At 69.6% G+C, this 22,789-nt stretch carries 23 protein-coding genes and 1 riboswitch; of the genes, 13 read left to right on the forward strand and 10 right to left on the reverse strand.

The genetic code is table 11. The features are described 5' to 3' along the window. Positions 1-64: 64 nt before the first annotated feature. Positions 65-325: a DUF6458 family protein gene (locus ACFPZN_RS32410; protein ID WP_378286091.1), complete on the forward strand. Its 261-nt coding sequence runs from the start codon at positions 65-67 to the stop codon at positions 323-325. A 54-nt stretch (positions 326-379) separates the two neighbouring features. On the opposite strand, the gene ACFPZN_RS32415 is transcribed toward ACFPZN_RS32410, so the two are convergent. From ACFPZN_RS32415 to ACFPZN_RS32435, 5 genes are all read right to left on the reverse strand, one after another. After that, positions 380-1,729, reverse strand: coding sequence for a dihydrolipoamide acetyltransferase family protein (locus ACFPZN_RS32415; RefSeq protein WP_378286092.1), 1,350 nt, complete (start codon positions 1,727-1,729; stop codon positions 380-382). A 22-nt stretch (positions 1,730-1,751) separates the two neighbouring features. Then, positions 1,752-2,771 carry an alpha-ketoacid dehydrogenase subunit beta gene (locus tag ACFPZN_RS32420; RefSeq protein WP_378286093.1) on the reverse strand — a complete coding sequence of 340 codons (1,020 nt, stop codon included), beginning with the start codon at positions 2,769-2,771 and terminating at the stop codon, positions 1,752-1,754. Next, on the reverse strand, positions 2,768-3,898 hold the full coding sequence (gene pdhA / locus ACFPZN_RS32425; RefSeq protein ID WP_378286094.1) for a pyruvate dehydrogenase (acetyl-transferring) E1 component subunit alpha: 1,131 nt from the start codon (positions 3,896-3,898) through the stop codon (positions 2,768-2,770). The genes ACFPZN_RS32420 and pdhA overlap by 4 nt, the downstream gene beginning before the upstream one ends. A 167-nt stretch (positions 3,899-4,065) precedes the next feature. Then, on the reverse strand, positions 4,066-4,242 hold the full coding sequence (locus ACFPZN_RS32430; protein WP_378286095.1) for a helix-turn-helix domain-containing protein: 177 nt from the start codon (positions 4,240-4,242) through the stop codon (positions 4,066-4,068). Continuing rightward, positions 4,239-5,006, reverse strand: coding sequence for an ATP-binding protein (locus tag ACFPZN_RS32435; RefSeq protein ID WP_378286096.1), 768 nt, complete (start codon positions 5,004-5,006; stop codon positions 4,239-4,241). Before ACFPZN_RS32435 ends, ACFPZN_RS32430 begins: the two co-directional genes overlap by 4 nt. Before the next feature lie 158 nt (positions 5,007-5,164). Here ACFPZN_RS32435 and ACFPZN_RS32440 point away from each other — a divergent pair, with 158 nt between their 5' ends. From ACFPZN_RS32440 to ACFPZN_RS32460, 5 genes are all read left to right on the forward strand, one after another. Further along, complete coding sequence (locus ACFPZN_RS32440; protein WP_378286097.1) at positions 5,165-6,016, forward strand: helix-turn-helix domain-containing protein; 852 nt, start codon at positions 5,165-5,167, stop codon at positions 6,014-6,016. Then, positions 6,013-6,219: a DUF397 domain-containing protein gene (locus ACFPZN_RS32445; RefSeq protein WP_378286098.1), complete on the forward strand. Its 207-nt coding sequence runs from the start codon at positions 6,013-6,015 to the stop codon at positions 6,217-6,219. The genes ACFPZN_RS32440 and ACFPZN_RS32445 overlap by 4 nt, the downstream gene beginning before the upstream one ends. A 60-nt stretch (positions 6,220-6,279) precedes the next feature. Then, positions 6,280-6,486, forward strand: a complete 207-nt coding sequence (locus ACFPZN_RS32450; protein WP_378286099.1) for a DUF397 domain-containing protein — start codon at positions 6,280-6,282, stop codon at positions 6,484-6,486. A gap of 51 nt (positions 6,487-6,537) precedes the next feature. Continuing rightward, positions 6,538-7,044, forward strand: coding sequence for a hypothetical protein (locus ACFPZN_RS32455; RefSeq protein ID WP_378286100.1), 507 nt, complete (start codon positions 6,538-6,540; stop codon positions 7,042-7,044). 106 nt (positions 7,045-7,150) lie between these two features. Then, the gene (locus tag ACFPZN_RS32460; protein WP_378286101.1) at positions 7,151-8,242 is read left to right on the forward strand and encodes a hypothetical protein; all 1,092 of its coding nucleotides are present in this window, start codon (positions 7,151-7,153) and stop codon (positions 8,240-8,242) included. Positions 8,243-8,249: 7 nt separating this feature from the next. Here the strand turns inward: ACFPZN_RS32460 and ACFPZN_RS32465 are convergent, their stop codons facing one another. Both ACFPZN_RS32465 and ACFPZN_RS32470 read right to left on the reverse strand, forming a co-directional pair. Next, positions 8,250-10,622 (reverse strand): hypothetical protein, encoded by a 2,373-nt coding sequence (locus tag ACFPZN_RS32465; protein WP_378286102.1) that lies wholly within the window; start codon positions 10,620-10,622, stop codon positions 8,250-8,252. A 138-nt stretch (positions 10,623-10,760) separates the two neighbouring features. Continuing rightward, on the reverse strand, positions 10,761-12,380 hold the full coding sequence (locus ACFPZN_RS32470; protein ID WP_378286103.1) for a hypothetical protein: 1,620 nt from the start codon (positions 12,378-12,380) through the stop codon (positions 10,761-10,763). 92 nt (positions 12,381-12,472) lie between these two features. On the opposite strand from ACFPZN_RS32470, the gene purS reads away from it, so the two are divergent. The 6 genes from purS (at position 12,473) to ACFPZN_RS32500 (ending at position 18,475) form a co-directional block, all read left to right on the forward strand. Continuing rightward, a complete protein-coding gene (gene purS / locus ACFPZN_RS32475; protein WP_378286104.1) occupies positions 12,473-12,715 on the forward strand; it encodes a phosphoribosylformylglycinamidine synthase subunit PurS in 243 nt (80 codons plus the stop codon). Positions 12,716-13,115: 400 nt separating this feature from the next. Continuing rightward, positions 13,116-13,565, forward strand: coding sequence for an ATP-binding protein (locus ACFPZN_RS32480; RefSeq protein ID WP_378286105.1), 450 nt, complete (start codon positions 13,116-13,118; stop codon positions 13,563-13,565). 126 nt (positions 13,566-13,691) lie between these two features. After that, positions 13,692-14,372, forward strand: coding sequence for a phosphoribosylformylglycinamidine synthase subunit PurQ (gene purQ / locus ACFPZN_RS32485; RefSeq protein WP_378286106.1), 681 nt, complete (start codon positions 13,692-13,694; stop codon positions 14,370-14,372). A gap of 1,016 nt (positions 14,373-15,388) precedes the next feature. Then, positions 15,389-17,590 carry a phosphoribosylformylglycinamidine synthase subunit PurL gene (purL, locus tag ACFPZN_RS32490; protein ID WP_378286211.1) on the forward strand — a complete coding sequence of 734 codons (2,202 nt, stop codon included), beginning with the start codon at positions 15,389-15,391 and terminating at the stop codon, positions 17,588-17,590. Positions 17,591-17,706: 116 nt separating this feature from the next. Then, positions 17,707-17,982, forward strand: a complete 276-nt coding sequence (locus ACFPZN_RS32495) for a hypothetical protein (protein ID WP_378286107.1) — start codon at positions 17,707-17,709, stop codon at positions 17,980-17,982. 19 nt (positions 17,983-18,001) lie between these two features. Beyond that, entirely contained in the window at positions 18,002-18,475 is a 474-nt protein-coding gene (locus ACFPZN_RS32500) for an OsmC family protein (RefSeq protein ID WP_378286108.1), read from the forward strand. 26 nt (positions 18,476-18,501) lie between these two features. On the opposite strand, the gene ACFPZN_RS32505 is transcribed toward ACFPZN_RS32500, so the two are convergent. After that, positions 18,502-19,011 (reverse strand): DUF2199 domain-containing protein, encoded by a 510-nt coding sequence (locus ACFPZN_RS32505; RefSeq protein ID WP_378286109.1) that lies wholly within the window; start codon positions 19,009-19,011, stop codon positions 18,502-18,504. A 79-nt stretch (positions 19,012-19,090) separates the two neighbouring features. Here ACFPZN_RS32505 and ACFPZN_RS32510 point away from each other — a divergent pair, with 79 nt between their 5' ends. Then, positions 19,091-19,312: a hypothetical protein gene (locus ACFPZN_RS32510; RefSeq protein ID WP_378286110.1), complete on the forward strand. Its 222-nt coding sequence runs from the start codon at positions 19,091-19,093 to the stop codon at positions 19,310-19,312. A gap of 917 nt (positions 19,313-20,229) precedes the next feature. Here ACFPZN_RS32510 and ACFPZN_RS32515 read toward each other — a convergent pair. Then, positions 20,230-21,174 carry a coiled-coil domain-containing protein gene (locus ACFPZN_RS32515; protein ID WP_378286111.1) on the reverse strand — a complete coding sequence of 315 codons (945 nt, stop codon included), beginning with the start codon at positions 21,172-21,174 and terminating at the stop codon, positions 20,230-20,232. 3 nt (positions 21,175-21,177) lie between these two features. Continuing rightward, a riboswitch (cyclic di-AMP (ydaO/yuaA leader) is annotated at positions 21,178-21,354 on the reverse strand. A gap of 138 nt (positions 21,355-21,492) precedes the next feature. Continuing rightward, positions 21,493-22,662 carry a S8 family peptidase gene (locus ACFPZN_RS32520; protein WP_378286112.1) on the reverse strand — a complete coding sequence of 390 codons (1,170 nt, stop codon included), beginning with the start codon at positions 22,660-22,662 and terminating at the stop codon, positions 21,493-21,495. Positions 22,663-22,789: the final 127 nt, after the last annotated feature.

A 22,789-nucleotide genomic window follows, 5' to 3' on the forward strand; every position in this document is an offset into this window, starting at 1 on the left:
TGACCGGCGATCCGGGCGGATAGTTAAAGAACACGGGTCCGGACCGTCTGGCGGAGGTCATCGCATGGGTGTCGGCGTCAGCATTTTCACGATCACCCTCGGGCTGATCCTCAAGTTCGCGATCGCCGAGGACGCGATGACCGATCCGCTGGACATCCACGTGGTCGGCGTCATCCTGATCATCGTCGGCGGGGTGACGTTCGCGCTGCAGCTGCTGATGATGAGCCGGATGTCGCAGCGCGGCGCGGGCGGCGGACGGCTGACCCGCGGCCGCGACGGGGACCGCGGCTCCTACTACGGCGGGGACGACGAGCCGCCGCGCTGATGTCGAGGTGCGGCGTACCGCGGGCCGTGCGCCCGCGGTACGCCGCGTCTCCGGTCAGTCCCAGGCGAGGATGCGCAGCGGGTCCTCCAGCATGGCGCCGACGTCCCGCAGCACCCGCGAGCCCAGCTCGCCGTCGATGACCCGGTGGTCGAACGACAGCGCCAGCGTGGTGACCTTGCGGACCGCCAGCTCGCCCTCGTGCACCCAGGGCATGTCGCGGATCTGGCCGAACGCCAGGATCGCCGACTCGCCCGGCGTGATGATCGGGGTGCCGGTGTCCACCCCGAACACGCCCACGTTGGTGATGGTGATCGTGCCGCCGGTCAGGTCGGCCGGGGTGGCCTTCCCCGCCCGCGCGGTCGCGGTCAGCCCGGCCAGCGCGGCGGCCAGCTCGGGCAGCGACCTGGCCTGCGCGTCCTTGACGTTCGGGACGATCAGGCCGCGGTCGGTGGCCGCCGCGATGCCGAGGTTGACGTACCGCTTCACGACGATCTCGGCGCCGGACGGGCCGTCCACCCAGGTCGCGTTCACCATCGGGTTGCGGGCCACCGCCGTGAGCAGGGCCTTCGCCACCAGCAGCAGCGGCGAGACCTTGACCTCGGCGAACTCGGGCAGCTCGCGCAGCCGCCGCACCGCCTCCACCGTCGGGGTGGCGTCCACCTGGAGGAACTCGGTGACGTGCGGGGCGGTGAACGCCGAGCCGACCATGGCCGCGGCGGTGGTCTTGCGCACCCCCTTGACCGGGATCCGCTCCTCCCGCTCCGCCGCGGCCGGAGCCGCCGCCTCCTGCGGCGCCGGGGCCGACTGGGCGGAGCGCACGTCATCGCGGGTGATCGAGCCCTGCGGGCCCGTCCCGGTGATCGTGGACAGGTCCACGCCGAGATCCTTGGCCAGCTTGCGGACCGGCGGCTTGGCCAGCGGCAACCGGTTCTCCACAGGCTGTGGACGAGCGGGCGGCGGCACCGTCGCCGGGGTGCCGTTGGCCTGCTTGCGCGGACGCCGCTTGGTCGCGCCCGGCTTCACCCCGTACCCGACCAGCACCGGCTGCCGCTTGGGCTCCTCCGGCGCCGCCGCCGGGGCGGGCGGCACCAGGTCCTCCTTCAGCGCGGCGGCCTGCGCGGGCGGCTCCGAGACCGGCGTCGCCACCGCGGGCCCGTCCGGCGCCACGTCCACCGCGATGATCGGGACGCCCACGTCCACCGTGGCGCCCTCGGTGGCCAGCAGCTCGGCCACCACGCCCTCGAACGGGCACGGCAGCTCCACGATCGCCTTGGCCGTCTCGATCTCCACGATCGTCTGGTTGACCTCGACCCGGTCGCCCGGCTGCACATGCCACCGGACGATCTCGGCCTCGGTCAGCCCCTCGCCCACATCGGGCAGCTTGAAGTGCTTCAGCTCACTCATGCTGTGATCTCCGCTCCCCAGGTCACCACGTGAACGTCCGGTCGACCGCGTCCAGGATGCGATCGAGGTCGGGCAGGTAGTGGTCCTCCAGCCGGGAGGGCGGGTAGGGGGTGGAGAAGCCGCCGACGCGCAGCACCGGGGCCTCCAGACGGTAGAAGCACTTCTCGGTGATCCGCGCGGCCAGCTCGGCGCCGTACCCGCTGAACACCGGGGCCTCGTGGACGACCACGCAGCGCCCGGTGCGGTTCACCGACTCCACGACCGTGCCGATGTCGAGCGGGTTCAGGGAGCGCAGGTCGACGACCTCCAGCGAGCGGCCCTCCTCGGCCGCCGCCGACGCCGCCTCCAGACAGGTCTTCACCGCCGGCCCGTACGCCAACACAGTGACGTGCTCACCCGGGTTGACGACCCGTGCCTCGTGCAGCGGCGTCCACCCGCCCGTCTCGACCGGCACGGGCGCCTTGTCCCAGTAGCGGCGCTTGGGCTCGAAGAAGATCACCGGGTCGTCGGAGGCGATCGACTGCTGGATCATCGTGTACGCGTCCGCCGGGTTGGAGCACGCCACCACGCGCAGCCCCGCGGTGTGGGTGAAGTAGTTCTCCGGCGACTCGCTGTGGTGCTCGACCGCGCCGATGCCGCCGCCGCACGGGATCCGGACGACCACCGGCAGCGACAGCTTCCCGAGCGACCGCAGCCGCATCTTGGCCAGCTGCGTGATGATCTGGTCGGCGGCCGGGAACACGAAGCCGTCGAACTGGATCTCGCAGACCGGCCGGTACCCGCGCAGCGCCAGCCCGATCGCGGTGCCGACGATGCCGGACTCGGCGAGCGGGGTGTCGATCACCCGCTCCTCGCCGAAGTCCTTCTGCAGCCCGTCGGTCACCCGGAACACGCCGCCGAGCTTGCCGACGTCCTCGCCCATGACCAGGACCTTCGGGTCGTTCTCCATGGCCTTCCGGAGGCCCTCGTTCAGCGCCTTCCCGAGCGTGAGCACGGGGGCCTCCGCCGGAGCCGCGGCAGGGGTGGTCTCCATCGTGGTCATGAGGACACCTCCTCGAAGGACGCCAGGTAGGCGGCGAACTGCTCCTGCTCCTCGGTCATCAGCGGGTGGGACTCGGCGTACACGTTGTCGAAGATCTCCAGCGGCTTGGGATCGGGCAGCGCCAGGCACTGCTTGCGCAGCTCCGTCGCGCCCGCCTTGGCCTCCGCCTCCACCTCCTCGAAGAAGGCCGTGTCGGCCAGGTCGCCCCGTACGAGGAAGGCCTTGAGCCGCTCGATGGGGTCCTTCAGCTTCCACGACTCCTCCTCCGCCTTGAGGCGGTAGCGGGTCGGGTCGTCGGTCGTGGTGTGGGCGCCCATGCGGTACGTGTACGCCTCGATGAGCGTGGGGCCCTGGCCCGTCCGCGCGGCCTCCAGAGCCTTCCGCGTCACGGCCAGGCAGGCGAACACGTCGTTGCCGTCCACCCTGAGGCCGGGGAAGCCGTACCCCTGCGCGCGCTTGTAGAGCGGAATACGCGATTGACGTTCCAGGGGCTCGGAGATGGCCCACTGGTTGTTCTGGCAGAAGAACACGATCGGGGCGTTGAACACCGACGCGAACACGAAGGCCTCGTTCACGTCGCCCTGCGAGGTGGCGCCGTCGCCGAAGTAGGCGATGGTCCCCCCGGCCGACGGCGTGCCGAGCACCCCGTCCCGCTGGACGCCCATCGCGTAGCCCGTCGCGTGCAGGGTCTGGCTGCCGATCACGATCGTGTACAGGTGGAAGCCGTGCTCGGCGGGGTCCCATCCGCCGTGGTTGACGCCGCGGAACAGGCCCAGCAGGCGCAGCGGCTCGACGTCGCGGCAGTAGGCCACGCCGTGTTCGCGGTACGTCGGGAAGACCATGTCGTGCGCGCCCAGCGCCCGTCCCGACCCGATCTGGGCGGCCTCCTGGCCCAGCAGGGAGGCCCAGATGCCCAGCTCGCCCTGCCTGGTGAGGGCCACCGCCTCCAGGTCGATCCTGCGTACGGTGACCAGGTCCCGGTACAGCCCGCGGATCTCCTCGGGGGAGAGGTCCAGCGGGTAGTCGGGATGCTCGACCAGCTCACCCTCGGGGGTCAGCAGCTGCACGAGTTCGGGTTCGGCGTGCCCAGGGTTGGCCGGAGCGCCGCGCACGGAGTCGATCGTCATCGATGACTACTCCTCGTTCGGGGCCGGTCCGCGGGGTCGCCGCTCGCCGGCCGACGTCAGTGGCATCGTTCCCCGGTAAGGGATAAATGCCGCTAAAGCCATGGTGGCAGACATCACACCCGGAAGCGCAACCCCCGGGTACCCCGTTCCCTACCCCGCCGCGCCCCCTACGATCCGGCGTTCTCCCGCAGCACCCGCTCGACGTCCGCCCGGTAGAACCGCAGCCGCCCGGTGGGCGTGCGCGTGTGGGGCAGCAGCCCCCGCGCCGCCCACTGCGTGATCGTGGACCTGGCCACCCGGAAGATCACCGCGACCTCTTTGGCCGTGAGCAGCTCGTCCGTCACCGCGCGTCCAACTCCTCGCCGCACTGGACGATCACCTCGGCGATCTCGACCACATCGTCCAGCGAGAACCGCCTGATCCCCGTCTGCGGTGTGGTCAACACCACGTGGTCCCGCCGCGCCCAGACGGTGATCTCGGCCCGCACCGACAGCACCGCCATGTTCCAGCCCTCGCACCCGTGCAGGGGGCCGAGCCCCCGCAGCGCGAGCGCCGCCTCCAACTCCCGCACGACAGCACGGCAACTACGCCCAACGCCCCCTTCGGCCGCCGGAACCGGCAGCGTGAAGTAGACGACCTTCCCGGAGACGGGCATCTCGCCCAGCCTCGATCTGGTGCGGTGAACGCCCCAGCTTCCTCCGTGCTCTCTGGTGAGCGCGTCCACGATCTCGAACCCGCGCCCACGCTCGGACCCCACCGGAGGCCGCAGCCGCCCGAGGGGCAGCGTCCCCTTCCACGGAGCACTGTCGAAGACCTTGGTCACGACCTCCGCCCGCGAGTTCCGGCGGTACACCCACAGCTCGGGAAGCCCGGCGACCGGCACCACACCGTCCAGCGCGTGCACGAACGCGTTGGACGCGAGCTCGGACACGATCGTGCACGCATCGTCGGTCATCTCATCGGAGACATGCAGCGCCCGCAGCGCCTCCCGAACATGCGCACGTGCCTCTCGCGGACACGTCCCGTCAACGGGCAACGGCCACACCGCACACCCGGCCGGGGGCGGTTCGTCGCTCGGGCGGTACTCGTCGGCCGGGGGGTTCTGCATGGTCACCACCTGGGAGCATGCCAGCGACGATCGCTGACGGTGAGCACGTCAATGCAGAGTGTGGCAGAAGGTTTGGAGGGTCGCATAGATTCCCGGATAGAAAATCTAATCACCTCGTTCTGACGGCGCGTGACCGCCCGGAATGGGAGAGTGACGGCGTGCCTGAGATCCAAGCCGCCGGCTACAGCCCGACGATCAAGAAGCGAGCCCTCAGCCGGAAGCTGGTCGAGCTCCGCAAGCATCAGGGACTCACCACCACGGAGGTCTGCAGGCGGCTGCGCTGGAGCCCCAGCAAGCTCAACTACATCGAGAAGGCGAAGTGGATCGAGCCGAGCGACGACTCGGTGGAGATCCTCTGCGAGCTGTACGGCGTCGAAGGCCCGGAGCGCGCCGCGCTGATCGAACTCGCCCAGGGTGCCCGCGAACGCGGCTGGTGGACCCGCTACAACGACGTCTTCCGCAACGAATACCCCGGTTTCGAGGCCGCGGCGTCCTTCGTCCGCACGTACCAGAACCTCTACCTACCCGGTCTCCTCCAGGCCAAGGAGTACGCGGAGGCACTCCCGCCGGTCAGAGACGTTGACGACCCAGCGGAGATCAAGCGTCATGTAACAGCTCGGATGGCCCGCCAGGAGATCCTTTTCCGTCCCACTGATCCATGCCGCCTGCACGCCGTCATCGACGAGAACGCGATCGCGAGAATCGCCGACCCTGAGGTGCGGGTTCCCCAACTACGCCATCTGCTGGCCATGTCCGAGCGGCCGAACGTGGTCATCCAGCTGATCCCGTTCGAGGCCGGCCTCTACGCGGGCTCGGGTGAGTCATTCACCTACCTCGGCTTCGCGGACCCCGGCGAGCGGGACATCGTCTTCCTGGAGACGACCTTCGACGACCGCATGCTCGAAGAGAAGGATGATCTCAAGCGTTATATGATCCGATTTGACAGGTTGTGTGAGGTTGCGCTCGACCCGGAGGCCACCCGCGCGCATCTGTCGGGAAGGATCCGATGAGCTTCGTGAGCCTCTCCGGCGTGACCTGGCGCAAAAGCAGCCGATCCCAACCTGCCGGAACCGATTGCGTGGAAGTCGCGGCCGTCGGCCCGGTGCGCGCGCTGCGCGACTCGAAGAACCCTCACGGCGACGTCATCGCCGTCCGTCCGGACGTGTGGCGAGGGTTGCTGCACGACATCAAGAGCGGCGCCTACGATCTGTAGTTCCTGCCCCTCGTGGGCGGCTGAGCGGAGGCTGAGCGCACATCTGTTGGGAGGGATCTGATGAGCTTCGTAATCCTCTCCGGCGCGACGTGGCGTAAGAGCAGCCGATCGCAGCTAGGTGGAACCGAGTGCGTTGAGATCGCCGCGATCGGCCCCATATGCGCGTTCCGTGACTCGAAGGATCCTCACGGCGATGTCATCGCCGTGCATCCAGAGGTGTGGCGAAAACTGCTGCTTGACATCAAGAGCGGTGCCCACGACCTGTAGCACTGTTCGGGCAACGCCCTCAGCCATGTTTCCTCGGAGGTGACTGTTGGCATGAGCGGTGCTACTGATGGATGCGAGAGGTGTCGCGATCTCGATCGGCGGACCGTCGACATCGTCTGGCTACTGACATCCACCTTCCTGTTGCTCACCTCGTTGGGGATGCCGTGGCTGGGAGGCAGTGAGCCAGGCAGCCTGCCAGAGGTCGTCTCCAGAGAGCCTCGCGCGGTCTGGGACCTGCCGCCAGACTTCGCGCAGGCAGAGAACATCATTTATGGATTGGCCCTGCTCGTGGTCATCCTGGTTGCAATCGCGGCCACTGGGGATGATGTCGAGTCTGCGGTTGGCGCGGCCGTCATCATTTCCGTCATCACGGTGATCTTCCTGGGGGCGTTGATCGCTGCTATCCGGACAGATACGGCGAGTGTCGGTTCGGGAATGGTGGTGACGGTGGGGGCGAGTTCGGCAGTTGCCTTCAGGTGTATGGCCGCTGCCCGCTGGCGAGCCGCGAGCCGCACTCCGAGATCTCCCCGAGGCGGGGAAGAGCGTGTGCCCCGCTAACGGCCATCGCGAGATCAACTCCGAAGGCTGCCTACCGTTGGCGTCCGAAGCTCCCGTCCTGGCATGTGGCTGACCGAAGGCGTGCCGGACTGTCATCATCGGTGTCGTGCGCGCTATAAGGATCATCGCCCTCGGTGCCGTCCTCGGCATGCTCGGCGGCTGCACCGGTGGTGCGCCCAAGCCCGCCTTCAACCCCACCCCCAAGCCGACCCGCCCCGGGCAGGTCGTGATCATCGCCGGCGACCACACGGTCGAACGTGATCCCCGTGACGGCGAGGTGGCATTGAAGACCAGTGCATACACCGATGGCGGTCTCGCCGTTGCCGGTGATGGAGTCGTCTACTTCCAGGTGTCCCATCGCAACGGTGGTCGCATTGCGCGACTCGAACGTGATGGAACGATCTCTCTGATGAAGCTGGGTAATGTCCCGAATCAACTGGCCCTTCACGGCGGTTTGTTGTGGGTGTTCAGTTCATATAGAGGGCTGGACTTGGCGAAGGTCGACCGGAAATCTCTGAGTCAGAGTACGGTCATTGCCTGGAAGACTGCGTCTGGTGAGAAGCTCAGGGTGGTCAGTGAAGAAGGGCGTACCCTGTCAAGTCGTGAGCGTGTCGAGGTGGATCGATATTGGCCTGGCTCGCGATTCGCCGTACGCGATGACGGAAACCCCATGGTCGTCTCTCGAAGGGGTGACCTTTACGAGGCCACGGATGGAATACTCCGGCGATGGAAGCCGCCCGGCTACGAGGAAGCTCTTGCCCGAGTCGCTGGAGAAGAAGAGTTCGGGCCGACCGATATCAGGAGTGATGGCAAAGGTGGGCTAATCTTGCTCGGCTCCCGGGGGGTCATCCGGTTGCCCCGAGACGGCAGGGCTGTAGAGGCGTCGTTGGCAACTCGGAAAGGCGAGAAGAGTCCATATGTCGTTGCTGTCCCCTACAACAATGACTCATTGTTGTTGCTGGGGGAGCCGGTGGGAGTGGATAGAAGGCCGGCTTCGGCCTTGCTGAAGCGTGATGGGACGGTTGAGTCTCTGGCGTGGGGGCGGCCGAGAGTCCTGTGTGAAGATTTCGATGGCTCTATGACCGCCATCGCGGCAGCCAGCCCAGGTGGAGCGGCCCGGCGACCGGACGGGAGCATCGTGATCAGTGATAAGTTCTGCGGTCGTGTCCTAGCCTTCCGGGCACCTGGAATGTCCTGACCATCGATCACTCTGGCGGGATGTTGTCGTTTGCGGCACCCTGCGTCTGATGGATGATGCTTCGACCGGTGATCACTTCTTCTGTGTCCTCGCCGCCGCTGAAGTAATGCCTTCTGATGGTGTCGATGACGGCCGCTTGTTCTTCGGGGGAGAGAGTGGGTTTGCGTAGGAGGGACGCTAGTTCCTTGTCCTCGATCTTGCCGTCGCGGCTGAGGTAGTAGCCGCGGGCCAGGTCTATGTAGAGCTGGTCGGAATAGGTTTCGTGCTTGCTCTTGATCTGGGCGACGTTCTTCTCGAAGTCCGAGTGCTTGATCTTGTCGAGGAGCGGGGTCGTGCCGATCTCGAAGGCTTCGGAGGCGCCGACATTGCCGGCGGGAGTGGCGCCGATGATTCCGGCTGCCACGTCGCGGAGCAGGGCGATCTGTTTCTGGGCGTCCTCGTACTGCTTCTTGGTGAGCTCCTCGTTGCTGATGCGTTCCTTGCCGTAGGCGGCGATGAGGTTGCCTTCGAGGCGTCCGGCCCGGACGACGGCGTCGCCGATGATGCGGTCCTCCAGGCCCCAGGCGTAGAGGCGCTGGCGGTAGAGCTGGGTGTCGGAGACGAGCTGGGCCCAGGACTTGTCGTCGATCGCGAGCGTCCGCAGGAAGTCCTGCATGGCCTTTCCGCCGATGTCCACGTACGTGGTCTTGGTGACGGGGTCGACGTTGGGCCGGTTCGTGCCGCTCGTGGTGCGGTCGGCGTCGGCGATGGCCGGGATGTACATGCGGGTCATGTGGAGGAGGCCGTCGCGCAGGCCGGGGCCGAGTTCGGCGAAGTGGTTCTCGCCGTTGTGCGGGAGCCAGCCGAGGGCTCGGCCGTCGGACGCGAGGGGGTTGTAGTCGGCGACCTTGCCCTTGTCGAGCGCCTTGTGAAGCATGGTGCGGCCGACGTCGTTCCACCAGGCGACCGTGGTCATGAAGTTCGCCGCGTTCTGGGCGGCCTTCACCTCGTGGCCCTTTTCGGGTGTCGTGGCCAGCTTGATGACCTGGCCTGCCGCTTTACCCTGGTCCATCCAGTCGGGGGCTACCAGGAGGGCGCCGTAGGTGTGGCCCGTGCCTCGGGTGAGCCAGGTCAGCTTGTCGGCCTTGGCGGCGTCCTTGATGGTGAACGCGGTGCCGAGATGGGTCGCGGCCAGTTCGCGGGCGGCGGTGCGGTCGTTCTGGGACGCGATGCGGCCCAGGACGTTGAGGGCGGGATCGTAGCCGCGCAGCTTCGCGGGGCCGGGATCCCCGACCTGCTGCTGGAAGCCCCAGTCGTGCCACCACGGACGGTGCTGCTGGTTGGCCACGGACGTGACGCCCGACCCCGGCAGGCCGGTGTTGCTCCTGATCTCATAGGACGGGTACTTCTGCCGCCAGCGCAGGGCGGCCTTGGCCAGGTCCAGGAGGACGGCCGAGCCCCATTTGACGTCCGGGGCGCTGAGACCGACGAGCAGGGCTTGCCCGGGCATGTCGGAGCCGGTGGGGCCCAGCGCGCGGGTGACGGTGGCCTGGTTCTCCTTCTTGCGGGAGAGGGCGGCGAGGGCGGTGCCCATGTCGCCGATCACCTTCTTGTCGGCCGCGGTGACCCCCTCGCCTCCGCTGCGCCTGTGGAGGTGGTGGGCGAGCTTGCCGACCGAACCCGGGGGGACGTTGCCGAAGAAGGCGCCAAGGTACGCCTGGTTCTTGTGGTTCTCCCGCAGGGACGCGGCGATGTCGGCGAGGAGGCCGGAACTCGTGGCGTCGGGATGGGTGAGGTGCCTTCCAAAGACCGTCGCCTGGAGGCGGCCTAGTTCGGCCATCTCCTTGGGGCCGAGGCGTTCCTGATCTGGGATTCGTGTCATGCCGCCGTTGAGGACCCACGCGGGGTTGGTCTGGTTCTCGGCGAGCGCGTACCGGAGTCGGGTACGCATGCGGACCGCCTGCTCGTGGCACCAGTTGCCCGTGCGCTCGCACTGGATCGTGCCGCCCGCACCCGGGCCTGCCGCCCGCAGCAGGGAACGTATGCGGCCGCCGTGGCGGGGCAGGCCGTCGGCGGCGCGTTTCAGAGCCGTTTCGAGGCGTTCCAGGCCGGTGACCGAAACGGAGGCGAGTCCCGGCGGGCTCTGCGCGGGGGCGACGCGTGGGATGTCCGGTGGGTCCAGCACCATCGGGGCGCGGTTCCGTTCGGAGACGGTGCGCAGGATCTCCACCATCATCCGTCCGAGGGACCGGTTGTGGCCCTGGAGGTCGGTGGTGAACGCGCCGGCGGACCCGCCCTGCCAGACCTGGGGGCCCATCAGCCGGGTCACCTCGGTCATGAGGCCGGCGATCCCCCGGAGTTCCGCCTGGACGGCCTGCGCGTCCACCTTCGTGTCGGCCACCCCGCCGCCCCTTCCGCCCGTAGCGGCCAGAAATAGCGCACTTGACCAACATCGTCAATGACGTGAGATCGGCGGGTGATGGCGTTGTTATGGCCAGCCACGGGTTAAAGTGGACAAAAGCCGATAATGGGGCAGGTGCTATTCGCGGGAGAGGGAGCGGGTGGCGCCGGCGGCCACCGTCAGGCCGAGGATGAAACCCGAGACGACCAGGAAGTTCGCGATCCACTGGTAGACGCCGGCCGGTGCGAAGACCCGCTCCTGGCCCAGGTCGCCGATCGGCAGCAGCAGGTCGAGGGAGTAGATGAACGGGTTGAAGTGCGGATGGTCGTCGTCGTTGAGGATCGCGGGCTTGTGCATGGAGAACACGATCGTCCCGAAGGCGAGCAGGCCCAGCAGCCAGCTCGCGGCGCGGAACGGGCGGTAGCCGTAGCCCACCAGGACGTCCTGCAACCAGCCGATGGTCTTGCGGGACGGACCCTGCGTCTTCCGCCGGTCGCGGGCCTTGGCCAGCAGGACCGAGCGGCCGTCGGCGTCCAGCCCCAGGGCCCGGTAGGTGTGCGCCAGCCGCTCGTACGGCTGCGGCTGGTAGCCGTCGGTGTCGCGGCGCAGCCAGTCCAGCCGGTCGCGGGCCGACAGCGGCGGGTCGAGGTTCTCGTACTGCAGGCCGTCCAGCTGCAGCCGCTCCGGCCAGGTCGCCCGGTCGTCGCGCAGCAGGCTGATCCGGGCGTAGGAGAGATCGGCCACACCCTTCACCTGCTCGGCCGGGCGCAGCAGCACCTCCTCGGCCTGGAGCCGCTGCAGGCTCAGCGCCGTGCCCGACGGGTGGTTCAGGTACGCCCCGCGCAGGCTCAGCTGCCCTGTGATCCGCGCCCCCGCGAAACTCACGCCTCCGTCGGCCCGGAACCCGTCGGAGCAGTAGACGTCGGTCTCCACCGCCAGGTCGTCGGCGTTCAGCGCGATGCTCTCCGGGTTGGACAGCTGCGCCCCCACGAACGACAGGTAGCCCCCGACCCGGGCGCCGCGCAGCCGGATCGAGCCCTGCGCCGAGAAACCCCCGTCACAGAAGACGTTGGCGGCCACGTCCAGGCGGCTGGCGTACAGCGCGGCACCCCCCGGGTTGAGCAGCCGCGCCTCCCGGAAGATCAGCTGCCCGCCCACCCGGGCGCCCGGCAGCCGCACCTCGCCGTTGGCCGTGAACCCCTGGTCGCAGTACACGTTGGCGTCCACGGTCAGCCGGTCGGCCAGCAGCGCGTCACCGCCCGGGTTGTTCAGGTGGACGCCCGACATGTTGAGGATGCCGGCGATGTGCGCGCCGTCCAGCCACAGGCCCCCCGCGATGCGGCTGCCCTCCAACCACAGATGGCCGTCCACCCGGGTGCCCGAGGCCACCAGCCCCGGCAGCCGGCACCGCATCATGTGGACGCTGTTCATCTCCGCCCAGTACAGGTGCGGCGCCTCGTCGAACGAGCACCCCGTCAGCGCCAGCGGCACCGTCACGCGCGCGTGCCCCAGGTTCAGCGACCCGATGATCCGCGCCCCGGTCAGCCGGACCGCCGCCACATGCCCCGACTCCGCCTCCAGCGCACCCGCCAGCAGCGCCACCAGCACCTCGGCCCGCACCAGCCGCTCCGGCCCCCACCGGTCGGAGTACGACGGATCGTTCAGCGCGGGGTCGGCACTGGACAGGTCGACGGATTCACCGCGCGGGAACGCCTCCCACAGGCGGCGCTCCGCGAGGGACAGCTCATCGATGTTCATCGGCTCGACTCCGGGTGCTGGTGATCCTGCTCCGGCCATGGTGCCGTACGCTTCTGACGGAAATGAAACCGCAGATCAGTAAGGGAGCGGTCGTGGCGCGCGTGGTCGTGGACGTCATGCTGAAGCCCGAGATCCTCGATCCGCAGGGGCAGGCGATCGCCCGCAAACTGCCGCAGATGGGGTTCGAGGGGATCGGCGCCGTCCGGCAGGGCAAGCGGTTCGAGCTCGAGCTCGACGGGGCGGCGGACGAGGAGGCCCTGGACCGGGTCCGCAGGATCGCCGAGACGCTGCTGGCGAACCCGGTGATCGAGAACTTCGAGGTGCGCGTTCTCTGAACCCGGCGGGCGCCGTCCGGACCGCGGACGGCGCGCCGGCCGTACGGTTCGTCCCGGTTCTTCCCCCCGGACCGTTCCGGAAAAGCATTCCGAACGGTATGGGAAACGGCACCGGAAAGTGTCGGCGCCGGCTCGGCGCAACAGATCCAGACCCTTTTCCAGAACGCCCTCCAGAATGTGCGCCGGCCGCCCCGCCGCGTCCCTCGGGCCCCGCCCCGGGGGCCCTGCCGCACCGGGCTCCGGCGGGACCGCCACCCACTGTTCACGCAAAAGACCCGGCGGTCCAACGATTACGGAAGATACCGCCGGGGAAGCCTTAGCTGCGTCGAGTACGTCGAACGCGCTCGGGGGGACCGGGCCTGACCAGGGGCGCGGCAAGAGCACGAGGTGACCGGTGGACATGAAGTTCTCGCTCGCGCTACCGCGCGAGGCGCTGAGCATCCCGGTGATCCGGCGCGTGCTCGGAGACGCGCTGCGCGGCCTCGGGGTCGCCGAGGACTGCGTCGGCGACATCGTCGTGGCCGCCTCCGAGGCATGCACCAACGCCGTCCTGCACGCCCGCGCCACCGGCGATTTCCACGTCGCGGGACGGGTCGACGACGACATCTGCCGGTTGCAGATCACGGACGGGGGACGCGGGCCGCGGAAAGTGCCGCCGCCCGCCCCCGAAGAGGGCGATTTGGCCGAATCGGGCCGCGGTATTAGGATCATGCGGGCGCTGGTGGACGATTTGAGCATTGACTCCGCGCCCGAGCAGGGCACCGTCGTCCAGATGCGAAAGCGCCTGACCTGGCGCGACGAGGCCCTGATCCGGCGCCTCGACCGCAGCCTCATGCACAGCGCCGGGTAGATTGGGACCCGCGCGGGGGGATCGCGCCGCTCATCGATGAACGGCACCGCCGCCGCTTCCCGGCGGCGACGTCCGGCGGAAGAACCGCCCAGTCCCGGCCGCCCTCATTTCGGAGGAACAGAAGAGATGGACGCTGCCCGGGTCGGGATCATCACCTTCCCCGGTTCGCTCGACGACCGCGACGCCGCGCGGGCCGTCCGGCTCGCCGGAGCCGAGCCGGTCGCGCTCTGGCACGCCGAGCACGACCTGCGCGGAGTCGACGCGGTGGTGCTGCCCGGGGGGTTCTCCTACGGGGACTACCTGCGGGCCGGCGCGATCGCCCGGTTCGCGCCGCTGATGGAGGAGCTGGTCGCCGCGGCCGGCGCCGGACTGCCGGTGCTGGGGATCTGCAACGGGTTCCAGGTGCTGTGCGAGTCGCACCTGCTGCCCGGCGCGCTGCTGCCCAACGCCGGCCTGCACTTCGTGTGCCGCGACCAGCGGCTGCGCGTCGACAACGCGACCACGGCGTGGACGGCCGACTACAGCGAGGGCCAGGAACTGGTCGTCCCGATCAAGAACCGGGACGGCCGCTTCACCGCCGACCCCGAGACCCTCGCCGAACTCGCCGAGAGCGGCCGGATCGTGGCGCGCTACCTCGACCTCAACCCCAACGGCTCCCTCGACGACATCGCGGGGATCTGCAACGAGGCCGGCAACGTGGTCGGCCTGATGCCCCACCCCGAGCACGCCGTGGAGTCCCTCACCGGCCCGTCCACCGACGGGCTCGGCTTCTTCACCTCGATCGTCAAGAGACTGGTCAACGCATGAGCGAGCAGCCGCCCACCTCCTCAGGCCGCCCGGACGCCCCCGCGTCCGGTGATCACGACGAGCCGAGCCTGGAGTGGCTCGCGGGCCTGAAGTCCGACGCCGACGACCCGGAGCTCCAGCCGGTCGACCGCTCGGTGGCCCAGGCCTACGAGGCCGTCGCGGAGGAAGGCGCCCGCGAGGCCGCCGCCTCCACCGGCCCGCAGCCCGTCGTGTCCGACACGGGCCCCCAGCCCGCCGTTTCCGGTGACACCGGCCCCCAGCCGGCCGTTTCCGGTGACACCGGCCCCCAGCCGGCCGTTTCCGGTGACACGGGCCCGCAGCCCGCGATCTCCGGTGGCACCGGCCCGCAGCCGGCCGTCTCCGGCGACACCGGCCCGCAGCCGGCCGTTTCCGGTGACACGGGCCCGCAGCCCGCGGTCTCCGGCGACACGGGCCCGCAGCCCGCCGTCTCCGGCGACACGGGTCCGCAGCCCGCCGTCCCCGCGGCATCGGAGGGCGCCGAGAGCGCCGCCCCCGCCGAGGACGCCGACCCCGCCGAGACCCGCGCGGACGACGGCGACCGGGAGCCCGAGCAGACCGCTCCCGAGCCGCTCGCCGCCCCGGTCGCCGCCGAGGCGCCCGCACCGGCGACCGCCGCGGAGATCCTCGAGCGGCTCGGCGACGCCGGGCTCCCCGGGGCATCGGAGGAGGACCGCGCCCCCGCCGATCCGGCGGTCACGGCCCCTGAGGCCCCGGCGGCGGAGTCCGGGCGGCAGGACGAGCCCGCCGAGCAGCCCGCCCCCGCCCCCGGCGTTCCCACGACCGAGACCGGCCCGCCGCTCGTCGTGTCGGACACCGGGCCCCAGCGGGCCGTGTCCGACACCGGGCCCCAGTCGGCGGTGTCGCAGACCGGCCCCCAGCCCGTCGTCTCTCAGACGGGCCCTCAGCCCGCCGTGCGGCGTCCCGAGGCCCCGACCGACACCGTCGCGATCGCCGCCTCCACCCCCGACCGCCCGCTCCCGTACGCCGAGCTGGGCATGAAGGAGGAGGAGTACCGGCGGGTCCGCGACATCCTGGGCCGCCGTCCCACCTCGGCCGAGCTGGCGATCTACTCGGTGATGTGGAGCGAGCACTGCTCGTACAAGAGTTCCAAGGTGCACCTGCGGCAGTTCGGCGACAAGGCGCCGCAGACCGACGCGCTGCTGGTCGGGATGGGCGAGAACGCCGGCGTCGTCGACGTGGGCCAGGGCTGGGCGGTCACCTTCAAGGTGGAGTCGCACAACCACCCCTCCTACGTCGAGCCGTACCAGGGCGCGGCGACCGGGGTCGGCGGGATCGTGCGCGACATCATGTCGATGGGCGCGCGGCCGATCGCGGTGATGGACTCGCTGCGGTTCGGCCCGGCCGACGCCCCCGACACCCAGCGGGTGCTGCCGGGCGTGGTGGCCGGGGTCGGCGGGTACGGCAACTCGCTCGGCCTGCCCAACATCGGCGGTGAGACCGTCTTCGACGAGTGCTACGCGCAGAACCCCCTCGTCAACGCGCTGTGCGTGGGCGTGATGAAGCACGAGGACATCAAGCGGGCGGTGGCGCCCGGCCCGGGCAACCGGGTGATCCTGTTCGGTGCCGGCACCGGCCCGGACGGCATCGGCGGCGCCTCGGTGCTGGCGTCGGCGACCTTCGACGAGGAGTCGCAGGCCAAGCGGCCCAGCGTGCAGGTCGGCGACCCGTTCATGGAGAAGCTGCTGATCGAGTGCTGCCTGGAGCTGTTCCGCGAGGACCTCGTCGTGGGCATCCAGGACCTCGGCGCGGCCGGGGTGTCGTGCGCGACCACCGAGCTGGCCGCGGCCGGCACCGGCGGCATGCACGTCGAGCTCGACTCCGTCCCGCTGCGCGACGCGACGCTGCGCCCTGAGGAGATCCTCATGAGCGAGTCGCAGGAGCGCATGATGGCGGTGGTCGAGCCGGGCAAGGTCGACCGCTTCCTGGAGATCTGCGCCAGGTGGGAGATCCCGGCGACCACGATCGGCGCGGTCACCGACACCGGCCGCCTGGTCATGACCTGGCGCGGCGAGACGATCGTCGACATCCCGCCGACCACCGCCGCCGACGAGGGCCCGGTCTACCAGCGGCCCTACGAGCCCCCGGCCGACCTGGGCTCCCTCCAGTCCGACACCCCGGGGCGGCTGACCCGGCCGTCCAACGCCGACGAGATCCGCCGCACCGTCCTGTGGTTGGCCGGCTCGCCCAACCTGGCGAGCAAGACCTGGGTGACCTCGCAGTACGACCGGTACGTCCTGGGCAACACGGTCATGGCCATGCCCGAGGACGCGGGCGTGGTGCGGATCGACGACGAGTCCGGCCTGGGCATCGCGCTCTCCCTGGACGGCAACGGCCGCTACACCCGGCTCGACCCGTACGCGGGCGCGCAGCTCGCGCTGTCGGAGGCGTTCCGCAACGTGGCCGCCACCGGCGCCCGCCCCCTCGCGGTCACCAACTGCCTGAACTTCGGCTCCCCCGAGGACCCGGGCGTGATGTGGCAGTTCGCCCGCGCGGTCGAGGGCCTGGCCGACGCCTGCCAGTACCTGGGCGTCCCGGTCACCGGCGGCAACGTCAGCTTCTACAACCAGACCGGCAGCACGCCGATCAACCCGACGCCGGTCATCGGCGTGCTGGGCGTCCACGACGACGTGCGCCGCCACGTGAACATGTCGTTCACCTCCGACGGCGCCACCCTCGCCCTCCTGGGCGAGACCCGCGAGGAGTTCGGCGGCTCCGAATGGGCGCACGTGGTCTACGGCCACCTGGGCGGCCTGCCGCCCCTGGTCGACCTGGCCGCCGAGCGCGCCCTGGCCTCGGTCCTGGTCAACGCGGCCCGCGAGGGCCTGCTGACGGCCGCGCACGACGTGTCCGACGGCGGGCTGTCGCAGGCGCTGGTGGAGTCCTGCCTGCGCGGCGGCCTCGGCGCCAAGATCACCCTGCGCGGGGACGCGTTCGTCTCGCTGTTCAGCGAGTCGGTCGCCCGCACCGTGGTCGCCATCCGTCCCGGCGGCGAGGGCCGCATCGTCCAGCTGTGCGAGGCCGCGGGCGTCCCGGTCTCCCAGCTCGGCGTCATCGGCGGCGACTCCCTGGACATCTCCACCCTCGGCTCCGACGGCGAGGCCCAGGAGCTGTTCTCCATTCCGCTCGTGGAACTCCGCGACGCCCACGAGCGCACCCTCCCCAGCTACGCCGGCTGACCGCCGCCGAACGGGCGCCCACCCCGGGCGCCCGTTCGGTCTTTCCAGGCCGCGTCTTCCACGCCGCCCCTTGTCGCGGCGGCCACCACTAGGGATGATCTCCGCAGGGGGTCGTCATGTGGGCCGGTCTGCAGATCGCATTGATAGGCGTGGTCGGGGTGGCGGCGACCTCCTGGGCGCTGTGGTCCCTGCGCGGATCCACGCACCGCAGGCAGGTCAAAGAGGCTCTGCTCCCGCTCATCGGCGGGCTGTGGTTCCTCTTCTGCTTCGCCGCGGTCGTCGTCTTCGACATGCCCTTCACACCGGCGCCGCTCTCATTCTTCCTCTTCATCGCGCTGGTCTGGCTCGTGCGGAAGACGTGGCGGTCCCTGAAGCAGAGGCTGAGCGCCTAGCGAACCGGAGGGGACGAACATGGCCAGGACCCATCATTACGAACTCGATGTCACCTGGACGGGCGACCGCGGCACCGGTACCAGCGGTTATCGCGACTTCGACCGCGCCCACGAACTCACCGCGGACGGCAAACCGGTCATTCCGGCGTCCTCCGACCCCGCGCTCCGCGGCGACCCCGAGCGCTGGAACCCCGAGGAACTCCTGGTGGCCTCGCTGTCGCAGTGCCACATGCTGTGGTTCCTGCACCTGTGCGTCGGCGCCGGGGTGATCGTCACCGGGTACACCGACCGCCCGCACGGCACCATGGTCGAGACCCGCGACGGCGGCCACTTCGAGGAGGTCGTCCTGCGGCCGAAGGTCACCGTGGCCACCGCGGACCAGGCCGCGCTCACGCCCGAACTGCACGAACGCGCCCACCGGATGTGCTTCATCGCCAACTCGGTCAACTTCAAGGTCCGCCACGAACCCACCGTCGAGACAGCGACCGCCTGACGCCCCCGATCACGTGCCACCGAACCTCACGCCTCGGGGTGCATCAGCTGTTCGGCGAACCACTGCAGGCGCTCCGTGCTTATGCCGGTCCGCTGCTCGACGGCCAGCGGATGGTCGGTGGGCTCGAGCTCGATGGAGGGACGCCGGCCCACCGGTCGCGTGTGGACGTGGGTCTTCAGGTTCAGCGTGCTCTGGTCGTAGAGGAACAGTTCTGTGGCCAGCCATCCGAAGTAGGGCGGCTCGTTCTCACGGCCCGGGCTCTCCCACAGTTCGCTCATGCGGGCGAAGTTCTGCGGGCTGAGCGACACCCAGGCGGCCCAGGAGAAGACGTCCCCGCCGATGATGGGGATCTCGATCAGGCCCTTCACGAACAGGTGCTCTCCATTGATCACGCACTGGTCGGAGGTGAGTTCGCTGTCGGGGTGCGCGGCGATTTCCTCGGACCAGTACGCCGGCGCCTCGGAGGAGTAGTGCTGGGGCAACTCGTCGTGCTTCTCGCCGCAGCAGGAACGCACGAATCCGACATGGCTGGACATGCAGGGGAGCCTATTCGGTCGGGCCGCCGCCGGCCCGCGCTCACGACCGACTGATCGCGGAACCTGGCATCATCGCCGGATGACGCCCTCATGGACGATCCGGCACTTCTCCCAGGCGAATCCGAAGGGGCGGGACCAGGGTGACGTGCCCGCGCTGCTGCGGAGGGTCGCCGACTCCATCGAGGAACTGGGCCCGGTCAAGGTGCAGGACCTCATCCTGCACGAGGAGATCACCGAGGACGGGCCGTGGGTGAGCGCGACCGTCTACTTCCACCCCGCCGACCCCGCCGGGGCCTCCTAGCCGCGCGGGGTGCGGTCCCAGAGCCGGAGGCCCGCCGGAGGCGCGGTACTCGCTATCTTGTTCGCGGCGGCGGGGTCGTCCGCACGGTAAAGGGTGGGACCCGGGGTGCGGACTGGGCCATCTGCCTCGTCGCTTCGAGCTCCGGCGGCGCGCACCACGTGACCGCCGTTCGCCGGAGGGCCGGCCGGCGGCCGCGCGATGGTTAGCGTCTACCTGATAGATAAGCGGCCATCCCGCAACGACCGTCACGGGCGCGGAATGGGCTTCCCAGAGTCAGAGGCCCCCGCCGGAGGCGAATGAACCTGGGCTATGTGCCGAAGTTCTAGACTTCCGCGTCTATCCGACAGCGTTTCCTGCACGGCAGCGGCCTTCCCAGGCCCAAGCCCGGCCTGTCGGCGATCCAACCCGGCTCCGGCGACAACCTGGGCTGGCATCTGGATCAGCTTTCACACTTTGAAGGCATCCACGACCCCATCGACCCTGAACAAGAGGCACCCGTGCGCCAAGTGGTCATCGACACATCCGACCCCAGCACCCTGACCGTCTACGTCATGGCTTTCAACACCTGACACCATCGACTCGCACTGCACCATGGGTGCCGGGTGATGGCACAGCCTCCTAGAAAGCGGCGCGAGCGCCCAAGCGAGACGGCGAAATGATGGCCGATTCCTTTGACCCTGCCTTGGCGGGTCCCGGACGATAAGCCCGTCACGGCGCGGCTGGTCTTCACGACTCGTCAGCGCACGCCGATCAGCCGTACTGAGGCCTGGAAACCGGTCCTTGAGCGGGCCGGTGTGCCGTCGATGCGCGAGAACGGGTACCACGCGCTTCGCCGGCGTCCTACTCGAACGCGGCGTCGACATCCGGACGTACACGCACCTGATGCGCAAGGCGAGCGCATGACCTGCGCCCCCGGTCTAGAAGACCGAGATGTGGACGTGGTCGAAGTGGTTGGCGGTGGTGCCGCCGCGGTTCTCCATGCTGCGCCAGCCGGGGCTGCGCATGTCGTAGATGCGCTGGCGCCAGATCACGTACTTGATGCCGAGCCTGCTGGCGTTGGCGATGGCGTACGCGGCGGTCTGGTCGCCCTGGGCGCGGCCGTTGGCCGAGGGCATCGAGCCGCCCGTGCTGACCATGAAGTCGCAGGCCTGGCCGGTGGCGTGGTCCTGGGCGTCGACGCCGCCGCGGAAGCAGCCGATGGTGGGGAACGGTCCGAACTCGATGTCGATGCTGTTCTTGGCCTTGAGCATGCGGGGGGTGACCCCGCCCATGCCGACGCTGGGCGACTCCGGCTTGTACTTCTTGACCAGCGCCTTGATCCTGGCCTTCTCCTTGACCAGGTCGCGGATCTCCTTCTCGAGCTCCTTGATCTTCTGCTCGGCCTCGCGCTTGGACTTCTCCTGCTCGTTCACCAGCTTCTGGATCTGCTGCACCTGGGCGGACTGGTTCTGCGCCACGTGGCTGACCAGGCTGAGGTTGCTGAGCGCGTTGGAGGGGTCGTCGCTGGAGAGGACGTTGACCGAGGGATCGGCGCCGCCCGTCATGTACTGGTTGGCGGCGAGCTGGGCGACCAGGCCGCGGGCGGTCTGGAGGTCCTTGCTGAGCACCTTGGTCTTGTCCAGGGCCACCTTGACGCTGTACCGGGTGTCCTTCAGCTTCGCCAGGTCGCCGCCGTACGCCTTGTCGAGCTTCTCGATCTGGGCGTTCAGCTTGCGGATGCGGCCCGCGTCGCCGGGCTCGGCCTGAGCGGGGGGCGCGGTGCCCGCGGCGAGCGGCAGGGCACCGGCGAGCGCCGCGAGTGCCAAGGCGGGACGCCGTAGCCGGGCGGGCCAGCGGCGGGTGGAGTTGGGGGTCTCCTCCACGTCCTCTCCTCTCCTCGATCGCCTACCGGGTTAGCTGACGGATTCGGGCCGGGAGTCAGCCCTATCACCGCCCGCGGTCACGGGTGGTGAATTCACCCCGGCCGGTCTGGTCCGGGGGCGCGCCCCCGGACCTGATGGCTGTGGGTCCCCGGCTCCCGGGCGGGGTAGCGCCGCGGGACTCGGCGTGGCCGGCCGCCGCCCCGCCCGAAACGGGCGGCTCGGCGGCCGGATGCCAACGAACTGTAAGATCCTCGCCAAGATTAAACCCCAGCGGCACCTGGGATGGCTCGATGGCCGGGCCATCCTACGTGACCGGGCTCACAGACCCGCTTTGTAGAGGAGCCGGTTGGCGGTCCCGGACGGCAGCCGTCCGATCTTTCCCTTTGTTGAGTTGTCGTTCAGCCATTTCTGCACCTGCGGGAACGTGGCCCCGCGGTTGCCGGCCAGGTAGAGCGCCGCGACCCCGCTCACGTGCGGTGCAGCCATCGACGTGCCGGAGATCGTCGACTTGCCGCCGCCGGGCCAGGCCGAGGTGATCCCGTAGCCGGGCGCGAAGATGTCGACGCACGAGCCGTGGTTCGACCAGGTGGCCCGGTTGTCGTAGATCGTGGTCGCGCCGACCGACATCACCCAGCCCGCGCTGGACGGCGAGGTGTTGCAGGCGTTCTGGTTCTCGTTGCCCGCCGCCACCGAGACGAAGACGCCCGACTGCGACAGCTGCTGCACGGCCGTGTTGAGCGCCGCCGACTTGGGGCCGCCGATCGACAGGTTGGCCACGGCGGGCTTGGCGGCGTTCTGCTGCACCCACTGGACGGCCTGGACGATGGTCGACACCGAGCCGAAGCCGTCGGCGTCCAGCACCCGCAGGCCGCGCACGTTGACGTTCTTGGCCACGCCCCAGGTCTTGGCGCCGATGGTGCCGGCCACGTGCGTCCCGTGCCCGTTGTGGTCCCAGCCGTCGCCGTTGAACTCCGGCGCGACCCAGACCGTCTTGGCCCGGCCGCCGAACTCGGGGTGGCTGTGCGCCAGCCCGGTGTCGATCACGTAGGCGTTCACGCCGGTGCCGGTCGAGGTGTAGGTGTAGGACTTCGACAGCGGCAGGGGGCGCTCGTCGATGCGGTCCAGGCCCCAGGTGGGGTTGCTCTGCGTGGCGACGAGCTTGACGACCTGGTCGTGCTCGATCGCGGCCACCGCCGGGTCGCGGCGCAGCTTGTCCAGCTGCGCGGTGCTCAGCTTGGCGGCGAAGCCGTTCAGCACCCCGTCGAAGCGCTTGACGGAGGTGGCGCGGACCCGCTGGGCCGCCGAGGCGGTGGACGCCCCGGACTTCAGCGTGACGATGTACCGGCCCGGCAGCGGGGTGCCCCGCGCCGCGGTGACGGTGACCGGCTCACCCGCCCCGGGGGCTGCGGAGGCGGGCAGGACGCCGGCGGCGGTGACGCACGAGGCGGCCGCGCCGACGACGAGGACCCTTCGGTGGACAGTCCGCAAGAGTTCTCCTTCTCTCCGGCGGGACCGTACGCGGTGCCCGCGGGTGGCCGAGATGATCGATCGGCCCGGAGGTACCTTAATGGATCTCCTGCGAAAAGAGCCCTTAAATCACGCTTAAATCGGCATT

Source organism: Actinomadura rugatobispora, from assembly GCF_042656285.1.
Lineage (GTDB): Bacteria > Actinomycetota > Actinomycetes > Streptosporangiales > Streptosporangiaceae > Spirillospora > Spirillospora rugatobispora.

Excerpts from the sequence above, each read along its gene's own strand:
- purL (WP_378286211.1), top strand. The coding sequence starts at position 15,389 with ATGAAGGAGGAGGAGTACCGGCGGGTCCGCGACATCCTGGGCCGCCGT.
- ACFPZN_RS32435 (WP_378286096.1), bottom strand. The coding sequence starts at position 5,006 with ATGCAGAACCCCCCGGCCGACGAGTACCGCCCGAGCGACGAACCGCCC.
- ACFPZN_RS32415 (WP_378286092.1), bottom strand. The coding sequence starts at position 1,729 with ATGAGTGAGCTGAAGCACTTCAAGCTGCCCGATGTGGGCGAGGGGCTG.
- ACFPZN_RS32410 (WP_378286091.1), top strand. The coding sequence starts at position 65 with ATGGGTGTCGGCGTCAGCATTTTCACGATCACCCTCGGGCTGATCCTC.
- ACFPZN_RS32505 (WP_378286109.1), bottom strand. The coding sequence starts at position 19,011 with ATGTCCAGCCATGTCGGATTCGTGCGTTCCTGCTGCGGCGAGAAGCAC.
- ACFPZN_RS32500 (WP_378286108.1), top strand. The coding sequence starts at position 18,002 with ATGGCCAGGACCCATCATTACGAACTCGATGTCACCTGGACGGGCGAC.
- ACFPZN_RS32420 (WP_378286093.1), bottom strand. The coding sequence starts at position 2,771 with ATGACCACGATGGAGACCACCCCTGCCGCGGCTCCGGCGGAGGCCCCC.
- ACFPZN_RS32445 (WP_378286098.1), top strand. The coding sequence starts at position 6,013 with ATGAGCTTCGTGAGCCTCTCCGGCGTGACCTGGCGCAAAAGCAGCCGA.
- ACFPZN_RS32450 (WP_378286099.1), top strand. The coding sequence starts at position 6,280 with ATGAGCTTCGTAATCCTCTCCGGCGCGACGTGGCGTAAGAGCAGCCGA.
- ACFPZN_RS32455 (WP_378286100.1), top strand. The coding sequence starts at position 6,538 with ATGAGCGGTGCTACTGATGGATGCGAGAGGTGTCGCGATCTCGATCGG.
- pdhA (WP_378286094.1), bottom strand. The coding sequence starts at position 3,898 with ATGACGATCGACTCCGTGCGCGGCGCTCCGGCCAACCCTGGGCACGCC.
- ACFPZN_RS32470 (WP_378286103.1), bottom strand. The coding sequence starts at position 12,380 with ATGAACATCGATGAGCTGTCCCTCGCGGAGCGCCGCCTGTGGGAGGCG.
- ACFPZN_RS32510 (WP_378286110.1), top strand. The coding sequence starts at position 19,091 with ATGACGCCCTCATGGACGATCCGGCACTTCTCCCAGGCGAATCCGAAG.
- purQ (WP_378286106.1), top strand. The coding sequence starts at position 13,692 with ATGGACGCTGCCCGGGTCGGGATCATCACCTTCCCCGGTTCGCTCGAC.
- ACFPZN_RS32480 (WP_378286105.1), top strand. The coding sequence starts at position 13,116 with ATGAAGTTCTCGCTCGCGCTACCGCGCGAGGCGCTGAGCATCCCGGTG.
- ACFPZN_RS32495 (WP_378286107.1), top strand. The coding sequence starts at position 17,707 with ATGTGGGCCGGTCTGCAGATCGCATTGATAGGCGTGGTCGGGGTGGCG.